Source organism: Paraburkholderia guartelaensis (assembly GCF_004353905.1).
Classification (GTDB): domain Bacteria; phylum Pseudomonadota; class Gammaproteobacteria; order Burkholderiales; family Burkholderiaceae; genus Paraburkholderia; species Paraburkholderia guartelaensis.
Window position 1 is genome coordinate 207,640 of sequence record NZ_SMOD01000009.1, and the last position, 20,052, is coordinate 227,691.

Consider the following 20,052-nt stretch of genomic DNA (forward strand, 5'->3'; position numbering starts at 1 on the left):
CAGCGCGAACGGGAGCGCCGTTCTGGCGATCTTCGCGAGGGTAGCCGCGCGCGCGCGGACATCGCCGCCGGCGCCCGGCGCATGAAGGGAACTGCCGTGCATTTACTGCGCTCCGCCGTCGTGACGCATGAAACGCGCGCTGATGCGTTTGTTCGCCTCGCTTTTCAGCGCGTCACGAAAGCGCTGTGCGAAGGTGCCCGAGAGGGCGGGGGCGTTGGGGGCAGACGCCGCGACGCCTGCGGGAAGCTCACCCGCGGGCAGCGTGTGCAGCAGGCGCACATTGCCGGGCGCGGCGCCCAGCACGAGCCAGGTGTCGCCGATCTCGACGACGGCCACGCGCTCCTTGCCGCCGAGCGATGCGCCGCCCACGGTCTTCACGAGTGCGTTCCTCGGGCCGCCTTGCAGGCCGAGACGCCGCGCGAGCCAGGCGCAGCCGAACACCACGGCGATCACGAGCGCGAGACCCAGAACCGTTTGCACGACCGCGCCGAAACCGAGCGAGGGAACCGCGCTGCCGGCGATCACGGCGGAGGCGCCCGAAGCACCCGATGCCGCGCGCGTGGCTTCGTTGACTGCCTGAAGGTCGGCGGCTCGCGCGCTCATGACCGCGAAAACGGCGGCGCCGGCGAGCGAGAGGTGTACGGCGAGGCGCCACGACAATCGCAGCACGCGTGCGCTGCGGGACTTCCGCGTGCGTCGCATGCTGGCGTCAGAAGCGGCGCCGGGAACAGCCTGGGGTTTCATCGGTTCAGCTTCCGGATCCGCTCGGACGGCGTGATGATGTCGGTGAGACGGATGCCGAACTTGTCGTTCACGACCACCACTTCGCCCTGGGCGATGAGGCAGCCGTTCACGAGCACGTCCATCGGCTCGCCGGCCATGCCGTCGAGTTCCACGACCGAGCCCTGCGCGAGTTGCAGCAGGTTGCGGATCGCGATCTTCGTGCGGCCCAGTTCCACGGTCATCTGGACGGGAATGTCCAGAATCATGTCGATGTCGTTGGCCGTCTTCGTCGAGTCGACCTTCGAGAGCGGCTGGAACACGGCCGTCGGTTGCGCGGCCGGCGCGTCGTTGCTGTTCTGCTCGGCAAGCGCGCTCGCCCAGTCGTCCATGGAGTCGCTGCCTGCTTCTTGCGCCGCGGCGTCGAAACCCGGGTCGAGCACCGGCTCGTCTGCGCTCGTGCCGTTGATCTCACTCATATCCACCTTCCTTCATCGTGTCGGCTGCGCTGATCATCTTCTGGACCCGCAACGCGTATTGACCATTGAAAATTCCGTAGCCGCACTCCATCACGGGCACGCCGTCCACCTTGGCGGTGATGTGCTCCGCGACGTTCATGGGCAGCACGTCGCCCTTCTTCATGTTCAGGATCTGCTCGAACGTCACGGGCACCTGCGCGAGGTCGGCCGTGAGCTCGACTTCGGCGGCCTGCACCTGCTGCGAGAGCACGCGCACCCAGCGGCGGTCCACGTCGAGCACTTCGCCTTGCAGCGGCGAGGCGAGCACGTCGCGGATCGGCTCGATCATCGAGTAGGGCATGCAGATGTGCAGCGTGCCGCCCGTCGGCCCGAATTCGATCGAGAACTGCGTGACGATCACGATCTCGTTGGGCGTGGCAACGTTTGCGAACTGCGTATGCATTTCAGAGCGCACATATTCGAACTGCAGCGGCCGCACGCTTTTCCATGCGTTCGTGTAGTGCTCGAACACGAGGTTGAGCAGCTTGCCGATGATGCGCTGCTCGGTCTGCGTGAAGTCGCGGCCTTCCACTCGCGTGTGGAAGCGCCCGTCGCCGCCGAAGAGGTTGTCCACGACGAAGAACACGAGGTTCGGGTCGAACACGAACAGCGACGTGCCGCGCAGCGGCTTCACGTGCACGAGGTTCAGGTTCGTCGGGATCGGCAGGTTGCGGGTGAACTCGCTGTACTTCTGCACGCGCACCGGACCGACCGAGATTTCGGCGGTGCGGCGCATGAAATTGAAGATGCCGACGCGCAACAGGCGCGCAAAGCGCTCGTTGATGATTTCGAGGCCAGGCATCCGGCCGCGAACGATACGTTCCTGCGTCGCGATGTTGTAGGGCCGTACGCCCTTGTTCTCGGAGCCACCCGAATCGGAATCGACTTCGCCGGTGACGCCTTTGAGGAGGGCATCGACCTCCTCCTGGGACATGAACTCGTCGTGACCCATCGTCATGATGACTGGCCCTCCATCGCGGGAATCATGTCAGCCACGCTCACTGGACGACGAATTCGGTGAACAGCACGTCGTCGACGTGCATCGGCTTCTCGTTGGCGCCCGCGGGCTGCGAGATCAGCACGGCGAGCTCGGTGGCGAGCGCACGCTTGCCGTCGAGCGGTGCGAGGTCGGACGGATGCTTGTTCGAGAGCGCGAGCAACAGGCGGCTGCGGATCTCGGGCATGCGCGCGACGAGCGCGTCCTGGGTGGCCTGGCTGTCGAGCTTGAGCGTGAGGCCGATGCGCAGGTAGTGCGATTCGCCGTCGTCGGACTGCAGATTGACGGTCATCGGCTCGAGCGCGTAGTACACGGACACGGCCGGCGGCGCGGCGGTCGGCGTGGCTGGTGCGCTCGCCGTATGGCGCGACATGAAGAACCACGTCGCGCCGCCCGCCGCGGCGGCGGCGAGGATCGCAATGAGCGCGATGACGAGAATGCGCTTCATCGGTCCGGGTTTCGCGCCCTGGGGCGCGGCTTGCTGGGATGCGGTGGTGGTCGCCATGTCGAAAAGTCAGCCTGGATGCTTGCGAGGGTCCGGGGGCCGACCTGATGGTCAGTCCGGGCATGCTGCATTGTTCCGGCTTTTGCCTTTCAGCGATGGGAGGAATAGACGGGGGAATTCCGGCTATCTCGTGGTTTTGTTGCGCGCCGCGGCAAGCCGGGCGCGCAAGGACGAGATGTCAGCGCGCGCAGCCGCTGGGCGCGGCTGCGTAAGGCAGGGTGTCAGGAAGGCGTCAGGCGAACGTGTCGATCAGGCCGACGGAGCGCGTCGTGACGCTCGCGGCGCTGCTCGTATCGTCCACGGCGTCCGTTGCGGCGAGCGTGCTGCCCGAGCCGGAACCGGAACGGCCGGAGCGGCCCGAACCGCTGCCGTCCTGCTGCGCCTGCTGGTTCATCTGGCGCGAGAAGCCGTCGCTCACGCTCGCGCTGCCAAGGCCGATGCCGTTTTGCTCCATGGCCTCGCGCAGCTTCGGCAGGGCCGCCTCGACGGCTTCGCGCACCTGCTGGTGCTGGGAGACGAAGAGGGCGTGCGCGTGGGTGTCCGAGACCTGCAGCACGACCTGGAGCGGTCCGAGATCCTTCGGATTGAGCGTGAGTTCCGCCGATTGCTGGTGAGCGTTCGAGAGGAACACGACCTTCTGGCTGAGCGCGTCTTCCCAGTCGCTCGTGCCGACCTGCGGCGAGATCGATGCGGAGGCGGCCGCGGCCGCCGGATTCGCGGTTGCGCTGGCCGCCTGGGCGGCCTGGGCCTGGGCGGCCGACGCGGCGGCGACCGCTGCGGCCTGGTTCGCGGCGAGCGCGTCGGTCGTGGCGGTGCTCGCCGTGGCGTCGGTCTGCGTGGCGGCGCCCGCCTGCTGCTGCGCCGCTGCCGTGAGCGCTTCCGTTGCGGCCTTCGCGGCGTCGGTCGCGGTGGTCGTGGCGCCCTTGGCCGCGTCGGCGCTCGCACCGCTACTCGCGGCCGTGCCGAACGCCTTGCTTTGGGCGGTCGCGCTCAAATGCGAAGCGAAGCTGCTGACGATGTTCGAACCCGAGCCCGTGCTGGCCGTGGTTGCGCCATTCGTAGCTGACCCGGCCGTGCTCACCGCATGCGTGGCTAGCGTGCCCGCACCGCCGCGCAGTTGCGCGAGCGCGGCTTGCAGCGCGTCGTGCACCGACTTCGGGTCGGCGCTTGCGGCGCTGCCCGTGGCCGTGCTGTCGCCTGTCGCGCCGGCGGCTGCCGTGGCGGCCGCTGCTGCGGCGGCGGACGCGACGCCTGCGAGCGTGCTGTCGCTGCTCGACTGGCTGCCGTCGGCGTTCGCGTCGGTGCTCGTGTCGTCCTGGGTCTGCTGGCCCTGCTGCGCCTGCTGGGCCTGAGCCGCGGCGGCGGCCTGCGCGCCTGCGTCAGTCGCCTGCTTTTGCTGGGCGCGCGCGGCGGCGGCGCGGCGATCGGCGCTCGAGGTGCCCTGCGAGGCCTGGCTCGAGTTCGAGCTGGACGTCTGCGAAGCGCTGCTGCTGCTGTTGCTGCTGCTGCTTTGCGAGATGCTGCTGCTCGACGTGTTCGAGTTGGACTGCGCGGACGCATTCGACTGCGTGTTTTGCGCCGCCTGGGCGTTCTGGTTCGCCTGCGCGCTTTGCGTGTTCATCTGCTGTTGCAGCGTCTGCGCGAAACCCTGGCTGGCGGCATCCGCCTGGCTGATGGAGTTCGATGCCGCGTTCGACACGGCGTTCGATGCGGAATTGCCCGACACCGCGTCCGTGGCGGCGCCGAACAGCGAAGAAATGGAAGAGAGGAGCGACATACTGGCGGCCTCGAAAACGTGTTACGGATGTTGCGACGTTCGCATGCGCAGCACGCGGGCTGCGTGCTCGTCGGCGTCGCGCTGTTCGCGGCGGGCATCCTTGCGGGCCTGCACATCGTCATGGCGGGTTTGCAGGACCTCGTACGAGCCGAGCTTCTGCTTGCTGCGCTGCCACTCGGGCTTCGCGGCCTCCACGCGCGCGGTGGCCTGCTCGAGCAGGCGCCGCTGCTGTTCGATCGCCGCGTCGAGCGTGTCGATGAACGCCTGGAAGTTGCGCACGTTGCCCGCGGCCATGCCGCTGCGCGCCGATTCGGTGAAACGCGCGTGGTACTCGTCGCGATAGGTGATAAGCGCCTCGAGCTGCTTTTCGACCTCGCCGCGCTCGCGCTGTACGCGGCCGAGCTTTTGCGTGGCGGCGTCGACGTCGTCTTGCGCGAGGCCGATCAAGGTTTGCAGCGCGGTTTGTTTCGTCATGTCCTGGCTCCAATCAGCTGGCCGAGCATCTCGACGCTCTGATCATAGTTCGCGGTTTCGCGAAAACCCTGCTGAAGAAAGGCCTCGATGCGCGGATACAGCGCGATCGCGCGGTCGAGCACGGCGTCGCGCCCGCTTACGTACGCACCCACGTTGATGAGGTCGCGGTTGCGCTGGTAACGCGAAAGCATCTGCTTGAGCGCGCGCGTCTGGTTCAGATGCTGGTCGTCGATCAGCGCGGTCATCGCGCGGCTGATCGAGGCCTCGATGTCGATGGCCGGATAGTGCCCCGCTTCGGCGAGCGCACGCGAGAGCACGATATGGCCGTCGAGAATCGCGCGCGCCGAGTCGGCGATCGGGTCCTGCTGGTCGTCGCCTTCGGTGAGCACGGTATAGAACGCCGTGATCGAGCCGCCGCCCTCGGGGCCATTGCCGGTGCGCTCGACGAGCGCGGGCAGCTTGGCGAACACCGAAGGCGGATAGCCCTTGGTCGCGGGCGGCTCGCCGATGGCGAGCGCGATCTCGCGCTGCGCCATCGCGTAACGCGTGAGCGAGTCCATGAGCAGCAGCACGTGCTTGCCCTGGTCGCGGAAATATTCGGCCAGCGACGTGGTGTACGCGGCGGCCTGCATGCGCAGGAGCGGCGAAACGTCGGCGGGCGCGGCCACGACGACCGAGCGCGCAAGGCCGTCCTCGCCGAGGATCTGCTCGATGAATTCCTTCACTTCGCGGCCCCGCTCGCCGATCAGGCCGATCACGATGACTTCCGCGCTGGTCGCGCGCGCCATCGTGCCGAGCAGCACCGATTTACCCACGCCCGAGCCTGCAAAGAGGCCCATGCGCTGACCGCGTCCGACCGTGAGCAGCGAATTGATCGCGCGCACGCCCACGTCGAGCACCTTGTGGATCGGCTCGCGGTTCAGCGGATTGATGACGGGCGCGGTGAGCGCCGAGTCGGCTTCGGTGTTCAACGGGCCCAGGCCGTCGAGCGGGCGGCCCGAGGCATCGACCACGCGGCCGAGCATGCCCCAGCCCACCGGCAGGCGCTTCGCGCCCGCCTTCGGGTCGGCGATCGGCGCGGTTTCCAGCGGCCAGACGCGCGCGCCGGGCAACAGGCCCGCGACTTCGGTCGTCGGCATCAGAAAGAGCTTGTCGCCGCCGAAGCCGACCACTTCCGCTTCGGCCATCGGCAGCGAGCTGCCCGGCGGCAGTTCGATCATCACCTCGGCGCCCACGGCGAGGCGCAGCCCCACGGCTTCGAGCACGAGGCCCGCCGCGCGCGTGAGACGCCCGCAGCCGCGCAGCGGCAGGGCGAGCGCATTGCGCTCGCGCACGTCGCGCAGTTGCGCGTTCCACGAGGTCAGGAACGGGTTGGCCGGGTCGTAGTTCGCCGGCGGCACGTAGGGCGCGCTCGGCGTTTTGGCCTCGATCGGCGCGTCGTGATCCGCGAGGCCTGGCGGCGCATCGGCCGCGTCCGCGGCAAGCGCCGCGTCGATCGCGTGGATCGCGTCGGCGGCACCCAGCTCGCGTGACTCGCGCTTGGCCGGAATGCCCGGGATGTCGAGGTCGCCTACAAGCAACGCGCCGAGCTGCGCAGGGTCGCTCGCGAGCGGGCCGAACGAGGCGAGCGCGAGTTCCTGCTCGAGCGGCGTGAGACCGCCCGTGTGGATGGCCTGATGGCTCGGCGGTTGCGGGTGGTTCACCATGGCCGTGCCTTGCCGAGCGCGGCCGTCACGCGCTCCCAGCGCGTGCGGATGCTGGCGTCGGTTTCTCCCGTTGCGGCCTGCGCGCGGCAGCCGCCGCGCTCGATCGTCGGGTCGGTGCGCACGCTCCAGCCGCGCGCCTGAAGGTCATCCATCAGATAAGCCTCGACGATCGGCAGATCGGCGGGGCTCACCACGAGCTGCGGGGAACCCGCGAGCTGCGGTTCGGCCACGAGCACTTCGCGCGCGACCGCGACGAGCGCCGTCGGGTCGTGCTGAACGTGCTGGCGCACGACCTGCTGCGCGATGTCGAGCGCGAGTTCCACGAGCGTCTCCGCCACGCCGGCCTGCGCCGTTTCGAGCGCGTCGCTAAAGCGGCTGGCGAGCGCCGCGAGCTGCGCCGCTTGCGCGCGCGCCTCGGCCTGACCCTGCTCGAAGCCCTGCTGGCGGCCCTGTTCGTGCCCGGCCTGATAGCCGAGCGCCTGGCCCGCCACATGGCCGGAGCGCAGCCCTTCCTGATGGGCCGCGTCGCGCAGCGCATGGAGCTGGGCCTCGAACGCGGCCGTCTCGTCGGGCGTGGGCGGCGGCGGCGGGGGAGGCGGCGGGTCGAACGACGCCATCTCYCAGCGCTGATACGCCGAGCGATGGCTGTTCGCGGAGCTCGTGTCAGACATAAGCGTCTTCTGCCTTGCCGCCTAGAACGATCTGGCCGCTCTCGGCGAGGTTGCGCACGATCTGCAGGATACGGCGCTGCTGTGCCTCGACTTCCGACACACGCACCGGACCGCGCGCGTCGAGGTCTTCGGCGAGCAGTTCGGCCGCACGCTGCGACATGTTCGAGAGGAACTTGGTACGCAGCGCGGGCGGCGCACCCTTGAGCGAAATGATGAGCGACTCCGACTCGACTTCCTTGAGCAGCAGCTGGATCGCGCGGTCCTCGAGGTCGAGCAGGTTCTCGAACACGAACATCTGATCGATGATCTTCTGCGCGAGTTCCGCGTCGTACTGGCGAACGTTCTCGATCACCCCTTCTTCGTGCTGGCTCGTCATGAAGTTGAGGATTTCGGCCGCCGTGCGGATGCCGCCCATCGGGCTGCGCTTGAGGTTGTCGCTGCCCGAGAGGAGGTTCGTGAGCACGTCGTCGAGCTCGCGCAGCGCCTGCGGCTGGATGCCGTCGAGCGTCGCGATACGCAGCAGCACGTCGTTGCGCAGGCGCTCGGTGAAGCACGAAGCGATTTCCGAGGCCTGGTCGCGGTCGAGGTGCACGAGGATCGTCGCGATGATCTGCGGGTGCTCGTTCTTGATGAGCTCGGCCACCGACCCCGAATCCATCCACTTGAGGCCTTCGATGCCGCTCGTGTCGCCGCCTTGCAGAATGCGGTCGATGATCGCGCCGGCCTTGTCCTCGCCCAGCGCCTTGTTGAGCACGTTGCGGATGTAGTCGTTCGAGTCGAGCGAGAAGGCGGTGTGCTGCTCGGCTTCCTTCACGAATTCCTGCAGCACGACTTCGATCTCTTCGCGCTTGACGTTCTTGAGCGCCGCCATGGCGGCGCCGATTTTCTGCACTTCGCGCGGACCGAGGAACTTGAAGACCTCGGAGGCCTCTTGCTCGCCGATCGACATGAGCAGCAGCGCGCTCTTGGTTGCGCCTTCAGCGTTCATCGTTCACCCAGCTTTTCACGACGGTTGCGACGATCTTCGGATCCTGGCGCGCGATGTTGCGCGCGTATTCCAGGTTGCGTTCGAACTTGTTCTTCTCGTTTTCGAAGGCGAGCAGGGCGGCTTCGCTGTCCGCATTGTCTTCGCCTTCAGCGCCGGCGCCACCCACGCGCACGGCTTCGGGGAGGCCGTCGAGCAGCAGCGGCTCGCCGTCGGCCATGCCGGGGAGCGAGGGCGCAACCGGCTCGGGCGGCGGGAACGCGCGGCGCAGCGCCGGCTTCACCATCACGAAGTAGAGGAAGAGAGCCACCGCGCCAATGCCGAGCCACGTCGCAATCTGCTTGGCAAGGGCGAGGATGTCGGGTTGGCGCCACCACGGCAGGTTCGCGTTCGGGTCGACTTCGGTCTGGAACGCGGCGTTCACGACGTTCACCGAGTCGCCGCGCTTGGCGTCGTAGCCCATGGCGTCCTTCACGAGCTGCTCGACCTGCGCGAGCTTCTGCGCGTCGAGCGGCTGCATGGTGGCGTGGCCCTTGGCGTCCACCTTCGGCTGATAGTTCACGATCACGGCGACCGACAGGCGTTTCACGTCGCCCGGCGCCTGCTGATAGTGGCGCACGGTCTTGTCGAGCTCGTAGTTCGTCGTGGTGTCGCGATGATCGGAGACCGGCACCGCAGCCGACGCACCGCTCGCCCCCGCAGGCGCGCTGATGGGCGCCGAGGCCGGCTGCGGCGGCTGGTTCGTGAGGGCGCCGGGCACGCCGCCCGCGCCGCTTTGCTGCATTTCCGTCGAAATGTTCTGCTGCTGGCTGCGGATGGCTGCGGCCTGCGGGTTGGCGTTCGGACCGTAGGCTTCGGAGGTCTGTTCGAGCTTCGAGAAGTCGAGGTCGGCGCTCACCTGCGAGCGCGCGTTGCCGGCGCCGAACAGGGGCGCGAGGATCGCGTCGATGCGCGCCTGGGTGTCGTGCTCGACCTGGCGCACGTACTTGAGCTGCGAGGCGTCGAGGCCCACGCCCGTGGCGCTCTGGGTGAGGAGGTTGCCGTCCTGGTCGACCACCGTCACGTTGCGCACCGGCAGGTCCGGCACGGCCGAAGCCACCATGTGCGTGATCGCGGCAACCTGGCCGTCGTCGAGAATGCGGCCCGGATACAGGTTCACGAGCACCGAGGCGGAGGGCGCTTCGCGCTCGCGCACGAACACCGAAGGCTTCGGAATGGCCAGATGCACGCGCGCCGACTTCACGCTCGCGATCGACTGGATCGTCTGTTCGAGTTCGCCTTCGAGCGCGCGCTGGTAGTTCACCTGCTCGGCGAACTGGCTGATGCCGAACTTCTGGTTGTCCATCAGCTCGAAGCCGACCGAGCCGTTCTTCGGCAGGCCCTGGGAGGCGAGGCGCAGGCGCATTTCGTTGACCTGCTCGGCGGGCACGAGAATGGCGCCGCCGGCGTCCGAAAGCTTATAGGGAACGTTTGCGGCCTGAAGCGCGGTAATGATGGCGCCGCCGTCACGGTCCGAGAGGTTGCTGTACAGCACCTTGTAGTCAGGCGCGCGCGACCACAGCACGAGACCCGCGACCACGGCCACGAGCAGCGCAACGGCAAAAATGAGCGGCGCGCGCGGGTTGCCGCGCACGTTGCGCAACGACGAGAGCGAGCCGAGGCGCTGCGCGAAACCGCCGCCGAGGTCATCCGCGCCGCCCAGGCCTGCGCCCGCGCCAGCGCCGGGCGCGGCGCCCGCGCCAGAGGTGGCGAGGCCCATGCGGGCGTCGGGGTTGATCAAAGAATTGGCAGTCGAATCCATGCGACGGGTATCTCCGGAGGCTTCCAGGTCTCGCCTTGCATGGCGGAGACTTTCACGTGACGCATTATCCGGGGCCACTGGCAAGCCGATTGCGCGAATAGAGCCGGGTTTTCCCCCTAGTTTCGGGGCTGCCGAAACGGACCCGCTGCTATGCTCTCCCCCAGATTCGGCATCCTGTCAGTGCGCCGTCTCAGCCGGGCCCGCAGGATTGCACTGCAATCGCTGAAGATTGCCGCGCAATCGCTGAAAATCCGGCCCTGGGGCTCGTCCCCGGAATACCCCGCATGTCCCCTTTTCGTGGAGCAAACATGACCGTGCCAGTATCCCCGCTCACGTCCGCCTTGGCGCAAATGCAGTCGATGGCGACCCAGGCGGCCGGCGGCCCCACCGCAGCCGACGAAAAGTCGGGCGCGGCCACGGCCGGCGGGTTCGCGGCGGCGCTCAAGTCGTCGCTCGACCAGATCAGCGACGCCCAGCAGAAGGCCGTTGGCGAGTCGCAGGCGTTCGAGCTGGGCGCGAACAACGTGTCGCTCAACGACGTGATGGTCGACATGCAGAAAGCGAACATCGGCTTCCAGTTCGGATTGCAGGTGCGCAACAAGCTCGTGGCCGCCTACACCGACATCATGCAGATCCAGGTGTGACGGTGCCCGAAGCCTTTGCCCGCTCAACGCGCTAAAGCTTCCTCCCCTACGATCCGATAACCCGGCTAGAAGAGTCCGTCGCTCGTGCTTGCACAGCGCGTCGGACGACCGCATTCAAGCCAAACGTATCAAGGAGAAGCGCCGATGTTTTCCCCTGCCCAATCTGGAGCTAACGCCTATGCACGCGTGGGCGTCGAAACGGGGGTCATGGGTGCGAGCCCGCACAAGCTGATCGTGCTCCTGTACCAGGGAGCGCGCCAGGCGATTGCGCAGGCGCGTATGCATTTGCAGGCCGGCAACGTCGGCCCGCGTTGCGAGGCGATCGCCAAGGCGATCCGGATTGTCGAGAGCGGACTTCAGCTCGCGTTGAACGTCGAGGCGGGCGGCGAGATCGCTCAACGCCTGAATGCGCTGTACAGCTACATGACGAAGCGCCTGCTGGAAGCCAATATTAAACAGAGCGAGACCATGCTGGTCGAGGTCGATGGACTGCTGGCTACGCTCGAAGAAGCCTGGTTGGGGATAGCGCCGGAAGTGGCGAGGATGGCCGAACAGGCATCCGCGTCAGCGTCCGGCTCACTGATGAGATGAGTTCAAAAGCAGACTACTTCGCCCGCTACGAAGCGATAGCGGCTGTGTCGGAGCAGATGCTCCATGCGGCGCGCGATGCGCACTGGAACGATCTGATCGGTTTGCAGGAGCAGTACCGGATCCTCGTCGACGCCTTGAAGGACGCCGAAGCCGCCGTACGGCTCACGGTTTCCGAACGGGCGCGCAAGTACGAGCTGATCCGCCAGATCCTCGCCGACGACGCCGCCATCCGCGATCTCGCAAGCCCTTGCATGGCACGGCTTTCGGCGCTCTTTTACGGCACCGTGCAGCCCGCGCGGGTCTTGCAGGAAATCTACGGAGCCCGCTAGCGCGGTGCGTGGCGCCTCGCGAGGCAACGGCGCGCAACGCCCCATGAACCGGCAGGTCAGCGCCGTGCGCAGATCCGGAACACCATGAACGGAATCGACACCGGAGCCGCCGCGCTCCTCGCGAGCCGCATCGCGGCGCTCACGCCGGTTGGGCCGCAGAGCGCCTCCGGCGCGGCGCAAACGGGCGTCTCCGCGCTCGCAACGGGCACTGCCGCGCTCGCCGACACCGCAACCCACACCAGCAGTACGCAGGACTCGACCGAGACCGTGCTTTCGGCGGTTGCGCTGGCGCTCGACGCCATCATCCGCTCGGGCGGCGAGGCGACGCCCGCCGTGGTGGGACGCGCGCCGATCTGGGCCAATCCCGATGCCGATGCCGACGCTGCGCCTGGCGGCGCGGCGACGTTGCCGCTGCCGGGTCTTGCCGGCGAGCAGGCGCAGGCGGCGGAAGCCGCACTGCTCGCCGACGTGGCGCTCGCGGCCCAAGGTCTGGCCGGCGAGGCGCTGGCCGGAGCGGCCGACGCTGGGACCGATGCTTCCGCGCAGACGGCGTCCTCGCAAAACCCGCAGGCCGGACAAACCACCCAAACCGCTCAAACTGCGCAAGCCGCCGCCGCACAGGCCGGTCCGGTCGCCGCGCTCGCCGCGTCGCTCGCGCAGACGGTGAGTTCGAGCGGACTCTTCTACGAAGCCCACCTCGTGCAATGGTTGCGCGGCCAGCTTTCGCCCGCCGACCTTGCCGACGAGCCGCAGAACCGTCTGCTCGGCGCGCACTCGCAACTGCCGCTCGACTGGAGCCCGGCCGACGACGCGATCGACGACGTGCAATGGACCGAGACGTTCTCCGATGCGCCGGGCGCCGCGCGCGGCGAAGCGGGCAATGCCCAGAACGCGGCAAACGCGCTCAATGCCGCGCTGGCGCGGGCCTTCCCCGGGCTGGCGGATCCGCACGGCGAAACGGCCGCGACCCAGGCCCAGGCGCGCGCGACGCTTGCCGACACCCTGTTGCCGGCCATGCACGAGGCTGCCGCGCAGGCAGCCGGCCCGACGGTCCATCCAGCCGTGATTCCGCTCGTGCGCCAGCAGCTCGATCTGCTCGCGACCGGCGAGTTTCGCTGGAACGGCGAGGCCTGGCCGGGTGTGCGGGTGGACTGGAGCATCCAGCAAGACGACTACGACGCCCGCGATCAGCATTCGGGCGCAGCCGATGCGGACGCCGACGACATTCCATGGCGCACGCGGCTCACGCTTGCGCTGCCGAAGCTCGGCACCGTCGACGCGGAACTCACGCTCACGGGCTCAACGCTCGCGGTGCGCGTGCAGGCGAATGCGGGCGGCGCCGCGCGCCTCACGGCGGAAAGCGAGTCGCTGCGCGGGCGCCTCGAAGCGCTCGGGCTCACGCTCGCGGGGCTCTCGATCCGCGAGATCGGCAGCGGCGCCGCGGCAAGTCCCGCCGAGGCTGCGAGAGCCGCGAGCGCCGCAAGCGCCTACGCCGCCCAAACCACGTCCGCCGCATCCACGGCGCAGACCGAGCAGACCGCGCAGGCTGACGCCGACGCGAACGATCAGCGCAACCACCGCCTCGACCACGACTGGGAGTTGTGATGAGCCGCACGCACCGCAAGAGCGCCGCCGCGCTCGCCTACGACGCCCCCGAAGGCGACGGCGCACCGCGCGTGGTCGCGAAAGGCTACGGCCTCGTCGCGGAGATGATCGTGCAACGCGCGAAGGAAGCGGGCCTCTACGTGCACGAAGCGCCGGAGATGGTCTCGCTGCTCATGCGCGTGGACCTCGACGCGAAGATCCCGCCGCAGCTCTATCAGGCGGTGGCCGAACTGCTGGCCTGGCTGCACCGCCTCGAAGCGGAGAACGACGCGAAGGCCAAAGCCGCCGCGCAAGCGCAAGCCGCCACGCCGGCCGGAGCCGCGGCCGGCGGCGCCCCGCGCGATATCAGCGACGTTCGCAGGATCGCCGGCACCCGCCCCGCGCTGCCCTTCAACCCCTCAACATCAACTTGATCAGCCAGGCGACGCGCTTGCCATAGGGCGGCGCGATGAGCCCGCGCGCATTCAGCCGCGCCTGGGTGAAGACCGGCTTCATCTTCGAAAACGTGACGAAGCCCTCGTAGCCGTGATACGCGCCCATGCCGCTCGGGCCGACGCCGCCGAACGGCAGCCCCTCGGCGGCGATATGCATGAGCGTCTCGTTCACCGACATCCCGCCCGCCACCGTTTCACGCGTCACGCGCTCGACCGTGCGCGGGTCGTCGGCATAGAGGTAAAGCGAGAGCGGGCGAGGGCGCGCATTCACGTAGCGCAGCGCTTCGTCGAGCGTGTCGTAGGGCACGAGCGGCAAGAGCGGCCCGAAGATTTCCTCCTGCATGAGCGCCGTCTGTGCGCCGGCGTTCGTTACGATGACGGGCGCGAAGCGCCGCGTGGCGGCGTCGTGCGTGCCGAGCGCGTGCAGCTGCGCGCCGCTCGCCTGAGCTTCATCGGCAAGGCGTTGCAGGCGCTCGAAGTGGCGCGCCGAAATGATCGACGTGTAGTCGCGGTTGTTCGTGAAGTCCGGATAGAGCTGCGCGAAGCGCGTGCGCGCGCGAGCGATGAACGCCGCCTCCTGGCCGCGCGGCAGCAGCACGTAGTCGGGTGCGATGCAGGTTTGCCCCGCGTTCAGCGTCTTGCCGAGCAGCAGGCTGTCGACGGCGTAGTTCAGGCGCGCCGCGGCGCCGATGATCACGGGCGACTTGCCGCCCAGTTCGAGCGTGACCGGCGTGAGGTTCGCGGCAGCTGCGCGCATGACCTCGTGCCCCACGCGCGTCGAGCCGGTGAAGAGCAGATGGTCGAACGGCAGCGCGCTGAAGGCGGCGCCCACCGACGCGTCGCCGTTCACGACCGCCACATGGTCACGCGCGAAAGTCTTGCCGATCAGCTCTTCGAACAGCGCGGAAGTGCGCGGCGTCAGCTCCGACATCTTGATCATGGCGCGGTTGCCCGCCGCGAGCGCACACACGAGCGGGCTCGCGGCCAGCTGCAGCGGATAGTTCCACGGCACGACGATCCCTGCCACCCCAAGCGGCTGCGGCACCAGCTTCGCGCGCCCGGGCAGCAGCCATTTGCCGACCGGTCTGCGGCGCGGCTTCATCCAGCGCGCGCCGTGCCTGAGCGCCGCATCGATCTCCTGCTTGAGGACGACGAATTCCGCAAGCTCGACTTCCGCCTTCGAGCGCTGGCCGAAGTCGGCGTTCATCGCGTCGGCGAGCGCGTCCCGGTTCGAGAACAGCACGTCGCGCAGCGCCTTGAGATTGCGCGCGCGTGCGTCCCACGACGGGAACGGGTCGCGCAGGAAGGCTTCGCGCTGCGCGGCGAGCAGCGTGTTCAGCGCGGCGTGCGGGTCTTCGGGTGCGGCGTGCGCGTTGCGGGCGAAGTCTTCGGGCAGGTCCTGCTTCATGGTCGGTCCTCTTGGGTTCGCCCACGCTTCGGCGCGTGGGCGAACGGAAAAATCGGTTCGTACTATCGGCGCTGCTGACGGGTCACGCCGAGCGCGACGGAAACGCCCGCTCGATGATCGCGCCGTGATCGAAGCGCGCGGGCAGCGTACCGAATACACGGTCGCAGTCGGCGTCGTGCTCGTCGAGGCGCGTGGCGATGAACGCTTCGGCGATCTCCGGCGGACCGTCGCGCAGCAGCATGGCCTGCGCGATCAGAACGATTTGCTGCGCGATGCGCCGCGCGCTCGCCTCGCGCGTGCCCGGCGCGCCGTTGAGCAGCACCGAGAGGCGGTCGAGCGCGGCGTTCAGAACCGGGTGAGTCTGCGCGTCGCGCCGCCACGCGAAAAAGAGCGCCTGGGCGGCGTCGGCCTCGCGCTCCAGCGCGCGCAGCACGTCGAGGCACATCACGTTGCCCGAGCCTTCCCAGATCGAGTTGACGGGCGCTTCGCGATAGAAGCGCGCCATCGGCCCTTCCTCGACGTAGCCATTGCCGCCCCAAACTTCCATGGCCTCGCCCGTGAACGCGAGCGCGCGCTTGCAGACCCAGAACTTCGCCGCCGGCGTGACGATGCGCCGCCAGGCGCGTGCTTCGAGCAACGTGTCGTCGGTATCGCCGGGTTTCGCGTCGGCGCTGTCTTCGAAGGCGCGCGCAAGACGCATGAAGAGCGCCGTCGCCGCCTCCGATTCGAGCGCGAGATCGGCGAGCACGTTTTGCATGAGCGGCTGCTCGGCAAGCACGCGGCCGAACGCGCTGCGGTGGCGCGCGTGGTGGATCGCCTGCACGAGCGCCGCTCGCATGAGCGCCGCGCTGCCGATCACGCAGTCGAGCCGCGTGTAGTTCGCCATCTCGATGATGGTCGGCACGCCGCGGCCTTCGTCGCCGATCATCACGCCGTACGCATCGAAGAACTCCACTTCGCTGCTCGCGTTCGAGCGGTTGCCGAGCTTGTTCTTCAGGCGCTGCACATTGACCGCGTTTTTCGTGCCGTCCGGCCGGTAGCGCGGCACGAAGAAGCAGGAAATTCCGTCGTGCTCCGTGGTGCGCGCGAGCACGAGATGCGCGTCGCACTGCGGCGCCGAGAAAAACCACTTGTGACCGGTCAGCAGATACGCCGCGCCGCGTCCGGTTTCGATGCCCGCGGGGCGCGCCTCGGTGCGGTTGCTGCGCACGTCCGAGCCGCCTTGCTTCTCCGTCATGCCCATGCCGATCATCATCGAGCGCTTCTGCGCGATCGGCAGGTCGCGTGCGTCGTGCTCGCGCGTGTAGAGCGGCGCGCGCAGCGTTTCGAACAGCGCCGGTTCGCGCTGCAGCACGGCGATGCTCGCGAACGTCATGGTCAGCGGGCACAACGACCCCGATTCGAGCTGCGCGTGCAGGAAGTAGCCTGCGCAGCGCGCGGCCATCGCGCCGGGCTGCGGGTCCGAATACGGCAGCGCGTGCAGCCCCTGCTCGCGCAGCAGCGCCAGCAGTTCGTGCCAGGCCGGGTGGAACTCGATCGCGTCGATACGCTCGCCGCGCGGGCTGTGCGTGTGCAGTTCGGGCTCGTGGCGGTTGGCGAGGTCGGCGAGCGCGAGCGTTTCGGCCTTGCCGAGCGTCTCGCCATGGCGTGCGAGCGTTTCGCGGTGCCAGTCCGCGCCCGCGCGCGCGAGAGCCTCGCCGAGCGCCGCGTCGGTGGTGAAGAGGTTGTAGTCGGCGAGCGGCGGCGCCTGGTTCGTGACTTCGTGGGTCGTGCCGGGGCGATGCGTGACTTCCGTCGGGTTCATCTGCCTGTCTCCGATGCAAGGCTGCTGCGTGCGGCGTGCTTCACGCGCGGCCGTTCGTGTTGTATTCGCTGTCGTGACGGGGAGGCGTGCGCAGCGGCCGCTCCATGGGAAGCGTCCGTGAGGTGAGTGATTCTTGTGCGCTCCAGCGCTCCCTTTACCGCTCGCTGGAATCTTGCGGGTTTCAGCTCTGGCGGCTGAACCGCCTTCCATCATAGGCGTCGATCCGCCGTCAGGTTTAGAGGGGATGCTCTGACATAAAAGCTGACCTCGGAATCAGACGCTTCCTACAATGCGCCATTGAAGCCGAAAACGAACGAGCGTGCAAATAGCGCGCCGGGGCCTCGCAAGGGGCAGGAGACGGAGACGATGCAATACGATTACATCATCGTAGGCGGCGGCTCGGGCGGAGCGTCGCTGGCTGGCCGGCTGGCCGACCGTTGCCCGCAGGCGAGCATCGCGCTCGTCGAAGCCGGGCCCCACACGGCGCGCAACCCGTTCGTCAACATGCCGCTCGGCGTCGCCGCGCTCGTCCCGTTTCGCACGAAAAACAACTACGCCTATGAAACCGTGCCGCAGCCGGGACTCGCCGGTCGGCGCGGTTACCAGCCACGCGGCCGCGGTTTCGGCGGCTCGAGCAACATCAACGCGATGATCTACACGCGCGGCCATCCGCTCGATTACGACGAATGGGCGCAGCTTGGCTGCACGGGCTGGGCGTGGCGCGATGTGCTGCCGTACTTCCTGCGCGCCGAGGACAACGAGCGTGGCGCGAGCGCCTGGCACGGCGCGGGCGGCCCGCTGGGCGTTGCCGACCTGCGCGAGCGCAATCCGGTGGCCGCGCGCTTCGTCGAGGCCGCGCGCGAGGCAGGGTTTCGCCTGAACGACGACTTCAATGGCGCGGAACAGGAGGGCGTCGGCTTCTATCAGGTGACGCAGCGCGGCGGCGAACGCTGCACGGTGGCGCGCGCGTATCTGTATGGGCGCGAGCGGCCGAACCTGCATCTGATCGCCGATGCGACGGTCCTGCGCGTGAGCTTCGACGGCGCACGCGCGAGCGGCGTGGAGCTTGCGCGCGGCGGTGCGATCGAGACACTGCAGGCGCGCGCCGAAGTGATCCTCGCGGCCGGCGCGTTCAACTCGCCGCAATTGCTGATGTGCTCGGGCATCGGTCCCGCCGACGAACTGCGCGCGCTCGGCATCGCGGTGCGCCACGATGCGCCCGAGGTCGGCCGCAACCTGATCGACCATATCGATTTCACCTTCAACAAGCGCGTGCATTCGAGCGACACCATCGGCTACTCGCTGCGCGGCGCGGCGCGCATGACCGCGGGCCTCGTGCGGTATCTGCGGGCGCGGCGCGGCATGCTCACGACCAACGTGGCGGAGGCGGGCGGTTTTTTAAAGAGCCGCCCCGAACTCGACCGGCCCGACCTGCAACTGCACTTCTGCACAGCACTCGTCGACGATCACAGCCGCCGCCTGCATTGGGGCCACGGCTATTCGCTGCACGTGTGCGTGTTGCGCCCGGTGAGCCGCGGCACGGTCACGCTCGCGAGCGCCGATGCGCGCGTCGCGCCCACGATCGACCCGCGCTTTCTCTCCGATCCGCGTGATCTCGACGCGCTCGCACAGGGCGCGCGCCTCGCGCGGCGCATACTCGATGCGCCCGCGCTCGCGCAGTTGGGTGGCCGCGAAATCTACACGCACGGCGCGCAAAGCGACGCGCAATTGCGCGAGACGATCGCTCGCCATGCCGACACGATCTATCACCCCGTCGCGACCTGCCGCATGGGCGGCGACGCGCGCTCCGTCGTCGATCCGCAGCTGCGCGTGCGCGGTGTGACGGGGCTGCGCATCGCCGACGCCTCGGTCATGCCGACACTCATCGGCGGCAACACGAATGCGCCGAGCGTGATGATCGGCGAGCGTGCGGCCGACTTCATCGCACAAGCGCAGTACGCGCCCGATACGGCGCTTCAGCACGTCGACGCCTGACGTTGCGCTTTTCGTCTTCGATTACCTTCGCTCGTTGCAGCTTCAGGCAGGTTTGCCCGGCTGCTTCTCCATGCCCGGCGGATGTACGAAGTCGTCGAGAAACGTGAAGGGCTTGCCGTATTCCGAGCGCGCGACGTCGAGCCACGCGCGCGCCGCATGCGAGAGATAGCCGCTGCGCTTCCAGCCGATTGCCATGTCCCAGGTGATTTGCGGCTCGCTGACAGGCAGGCAGGTGAAGCGCTCGGCGTCGAGCCGGCGCACGTAAGGCGCGGGCAGCAGCGCAATGCCTACGCCCGCGAGCACGAGCGCCGCCATCAGGTCCCAGTGGCCGCTGCGTCCCACCACCTGCGGCACGAAGCCGGCCGTGCGGCACGCGTTCAGCACGACGTCATTGAGCGCGAGGCTTTCGCCGTAGAACACGAACGGCTCACCGGCCAGCTCCGCGAGCGGCACGGCGAGCTTGTTGTCCCAGCGCGAGCCGCGCCGCGCGACGAGCCACAGCAGCTCGTGCGAGATCGGCAAGACGTCGATGAGCGCGGGATCGACGGGCAGCAGCACGCCGCCCAGCTCCAGCTCGCCCGAGATCAGCGCGGCTTCGATGGCGCGCGAGCCCTGCTCGAAAAGCTTCAGCTCGATCTTCGGATAGCGCTGGCGAAACGTGGCGATGGCGGGCGTGAAGAGCGAGCCGCCCATCGGCGGGATGCCGATGGTGAGTTCGCCGCGCCCGAGCGTGCCGAGATCGGCGAGTTCGGCCTGTAGCTGCGCCTGCGCGGCGAGCACGTCCTGGCCGCGCTGATAGACGATGCGTCCGGCGTCGGTGAGCACCATCTGGCGGGCGTCGCGCAGCAACAGCTGCGTGCCGGTCTCGTCTTCGAGCGCCTTCACCATCTTGCTGATGGTCGGCTGCGTGACATGCAGTTTTTCGGCCGCGGCGGTGAAGCTCTGTTGCCGCACCACCTCGATGAAATAGCGAAGCGCGCGCAGTTCCACGATCGGGACTCCACAAGTGTGCAGGAAGCACGCTCAGCGAGGCGCGGAGTTGGTGCATTCCAATATGGAATGTAGCAGATGATCCTAAGTCATTATGT

General features: G+C 68.3%; 19 protein-coding genes. 6 read left to right on the forward strand and 13 right to left on the reverse strand.

The annotated features are described in order from the left end of the window. Positions 1 to 102 precede the first annotated feature (102 nt). The 10 genes from fliO to fliF form a co-directional block, all read right to left on the reverse strand. The gene (gene fliO / locus E1N52_RS14280) at positions 103 to 744 is read right to left on the reverse strand and encodes a flagellar biosynthetic protein FliO (protein WP_425468061.1); all 642 of its coding nucleotides are present in this window, start codon (positions 742 to 744) and stop codon (positions 103 to 105) included. Next, a complete protein-coding gene (gene fliN / locus E1N52_RS14285; protein WP_133183409.1) occupies positions 741 to 1,199 on the reverse strand; it encodes a flagellar motor switch protein FliN in 459 nt (152 codons plus the stop codon). Before fliN ends, fliO begins: the two co-directional genes overlap by 4 nt. After that, complete coding sequence (fliM, locus tag E1N52_RS14290) at positions 1,192 to 2,190, reverse strand: flagellar motor switch protein FliM (RefSeq protein ID WP_133183478.1); 999 nt, start codon at positions 2,188 to 2,190, stop codon at positions 1,192 to 1,194. The genes fliN and fliM overlap by 8 nt, the downstream gene beginning before the upstream one ends. Before the next feature lie 46 nt (positions 2,191 to 2,236). Beyond that, a complete protein-coding gene (fliL, locus tag E1N52_RS14295; protein WP_133183410.1) occupies positions 2,237 to 2,740 on the reverse strand; it encodes a flagellar basal body-associated protein FliL in 504 nt (167 codons plus the stop codon). 232 nt (positions 2,741 to 2,972) lie between these two features. After that, on the reverse strand, positions 2,973 to 4,517 hold the full coding sequence (locus E1N52_RS14300; protein ID WP_133183411.1) for a flagellar hook-length control protein FliK: 1,545 nt from the start codon (positions 4,515 to 4,517) through the stop codon (positions 2,973 to 2,975). A gap of 21 nt (positions 4,518 to 4,538) precedes the next feature. Next, on the reverse strand, positions 4,539 to 4,991 hold the full coding sequence (gene fliJ / locus E1N52_RS14305; RefSeq protein WP_133183412.1) for a flagellar export protein FliJ: 453 nt from the start codon (positions 4,989 to 4,991) through the stop codon (positions 4,539 to 4,541). Beyond that, positions 4,988 to 6,697: a flagellar protein export ATPase FliI gene (fliI, locus tag E1N52_RS14310; protein ID WP_133183413.1), complete on the reverse strand. Its 1,710-nt coding sequence runs from the start codon at positions 6,695 to 6,697 to the stop codon at positions 4,988 to 4,990. The genes fliJ and fliI overlap by 4 nt, the downstream gene beginning before the upstream one ends. After that, positions 6,691 to 7,368 carry a flagellar assembly protein FliH gene (gene fliH / locus E1N52_RS14315; RefSeq protein WP_133183414.1) on the reverse strand — a complete coding sequence of 226 codons (678 nt, stop codon included), beginning with the start codon at positions 7,366 to 7,368 and terminating at the stop codon, positions 6,691 to 6,693. Before fliH ends, fliI begins: the two co-directional genes overlap by 7 nt. Then, positions 7,361 to 8,356 (reverse strand): flagellar motor switch protein FliG, encoded by a 996-nt coding sequence (fliG, locus tag E1N52_RS14320; protein WP_042269052.1) that lies wholly within the window; start codon positions 8,354 to 8,356, stop codon positions 7,361 to 7,363. Before fliG ends, fliH begins: the two co-directional genes overlap by 8 nt. Continuing rightward, positions 8,346 to 10,154 carry a flagellar basal-body MS-ring/collar protein FliF gene (gene fliF, locus E1N52_RS14325; protein ID WP_133183415.1) on the reverse strand — a complete coding sequence of 603 codons (1,809 nt, stop codon included), beginning with the start codon at positions 10,152 to 10,154 and terminating at the stop codon, positions 8,346 to 8,348. The genes fliG and fliF overlap by 11 nt, the downstream gene beginning before the upstream one ends. A gap of 308 nt (positions 10,155 to 10,462) precedes the next feature. Between fliF and fliE the strand changes: the two genes are divergently transcribed. The 5 genes from fliE to E1N52_RS14350 all read left to right on the forward strand — a co-directional run bounded on the left by fliE (position 10,463) and on the right by E1N52_RS14350 (position 13,736). Beyond that, positions 10,463 to 10,798, forward strand: coding sequence for a flagellar hook-basal body complex protein FliE (gene fliE / locus E1N52_RS14330; RefSeq protein ID WP_069264308.1), 336 nt, complete (start codon positions 10,463 to 10,465; stop codon positions 10,796 to 10,798). A 144-nt stretch (positions 10,799 to 10,942) separates the two neighbouring features. Then, a complete protein-coding gene (fliS, locus tag E1N52_RS14335) occupies positions 10,943 to 11,389 on the forward strand; it encodes a flagellar export chaperone FliS (protein ID WP_133183416.1) in 447 nt (148 codons plus the stop codon). Further along, the gene (locus tag E1N52_RS14340) at positions 11,386 to 11,718 is read left to right on the forward strand and encodes a flagellar protein FliT (protein ID WP_133183417.1); all 333 of its coding nucleotides are present in this window, start codon (positions 11,386 to 11,388) and stop codon (positions 11,716 to 11,718) included. The genes fliS and E1N52_RS14340 overlap by 4 nt, the downstream gene beginning before the upstream one ends. Before the next feature lie 84 nt (positions 11,719 to 11,802). Continuing rightward, positions 11,803 to 13,323: a flagellar hook-length control protein FliK gene (gene fliK, locus E1N52_RS14345; RefSeq protein WP_133183418.1), complete on the forward strand. Its 1,521-nt coding sequence runs from the start codon at positions 11,803 to 11,805 to the stop codon at positions 13,321 to 13,323. Further along, complete coding sequence (locus tag E1N52_RS14350; protein ID WP_133183419.1) at positions 13,323 to 13,736, forward strand: EscU/YscU/HrcU family type III secretion system export apparatus switch protein; 414 nt, start codon at positions 13,323 to 13,325, stop codon at positions 13,734 to 13,736. Before fliK ends, E1N52_RS14350 begins: the two co-directional genes overlap by 1 nt. Here E1N52_RS14350 and E1N52_RS14355 read toward each other — a convergent pair. Beyond that, the gene (locus E1N52_RS14355; protein ID WP_133183420.1) at positions 13,714 to 15,165 is read right to left on the reverse strand and encodes a coniferyl aldehyde dehydrogenase; all 1,452 of its coding nucleotides are present in this window, start codon (positions 15,163 to 15,165) and stop codon (positions 13,714 to 13,716) included. The genes E1N52_RS14350 and E1N52_RS14355 overlap by 23 nt on opposite strands. 82 nt (positions 15,166 to 15,247) lie before the next feature. Then, complete coding sequence (locus E1N52_RS14360) at positions 15,248 to 16,969, reverse strand: isovaleryl-CoA dehydrogenase (RefSeq protein WP_133183421.1); 1,722 nt, start codon at positions 16,967 to 16,969, stop codon at positions 15,248 to 15,250. Between the two features lie 366 nt (positions 16,970 to 17,335). Here E1N52_RS14360 and E1N52_RS14365 point away from each other — a divergent pair, with 366 nt between their 5' ends. After that, positions 17,336 to 18,964, forward strand: a complete 1,629-nt coding sequence (locus tag E1N52_RS14365; protein ID WP_133183422.1) for a GMC family oxidoreductase — start codon at positions 17,336 to 17,338, stop codon at positions 18,962 to 18,964. A gap of 42 nt (positions 18,965 to 19,006) precedes the next feature. Here the strand turns inward: E1N52_RS14365 and E1N52_RS14370 are convergent, their stop codons facing one another. Continuing rightward, entirely contained in the window at positions 19,007 to 19,954 is a 948-nt protein-coding gene (locus E1N52_RS14370; RefSeq protein ID WP_133183423.1) for a LysR family transcriptional regulator, read from the reverse strand. Between the last annotated feature and the right edge of the window lie 98 nt (positions 19,955 to 20,052).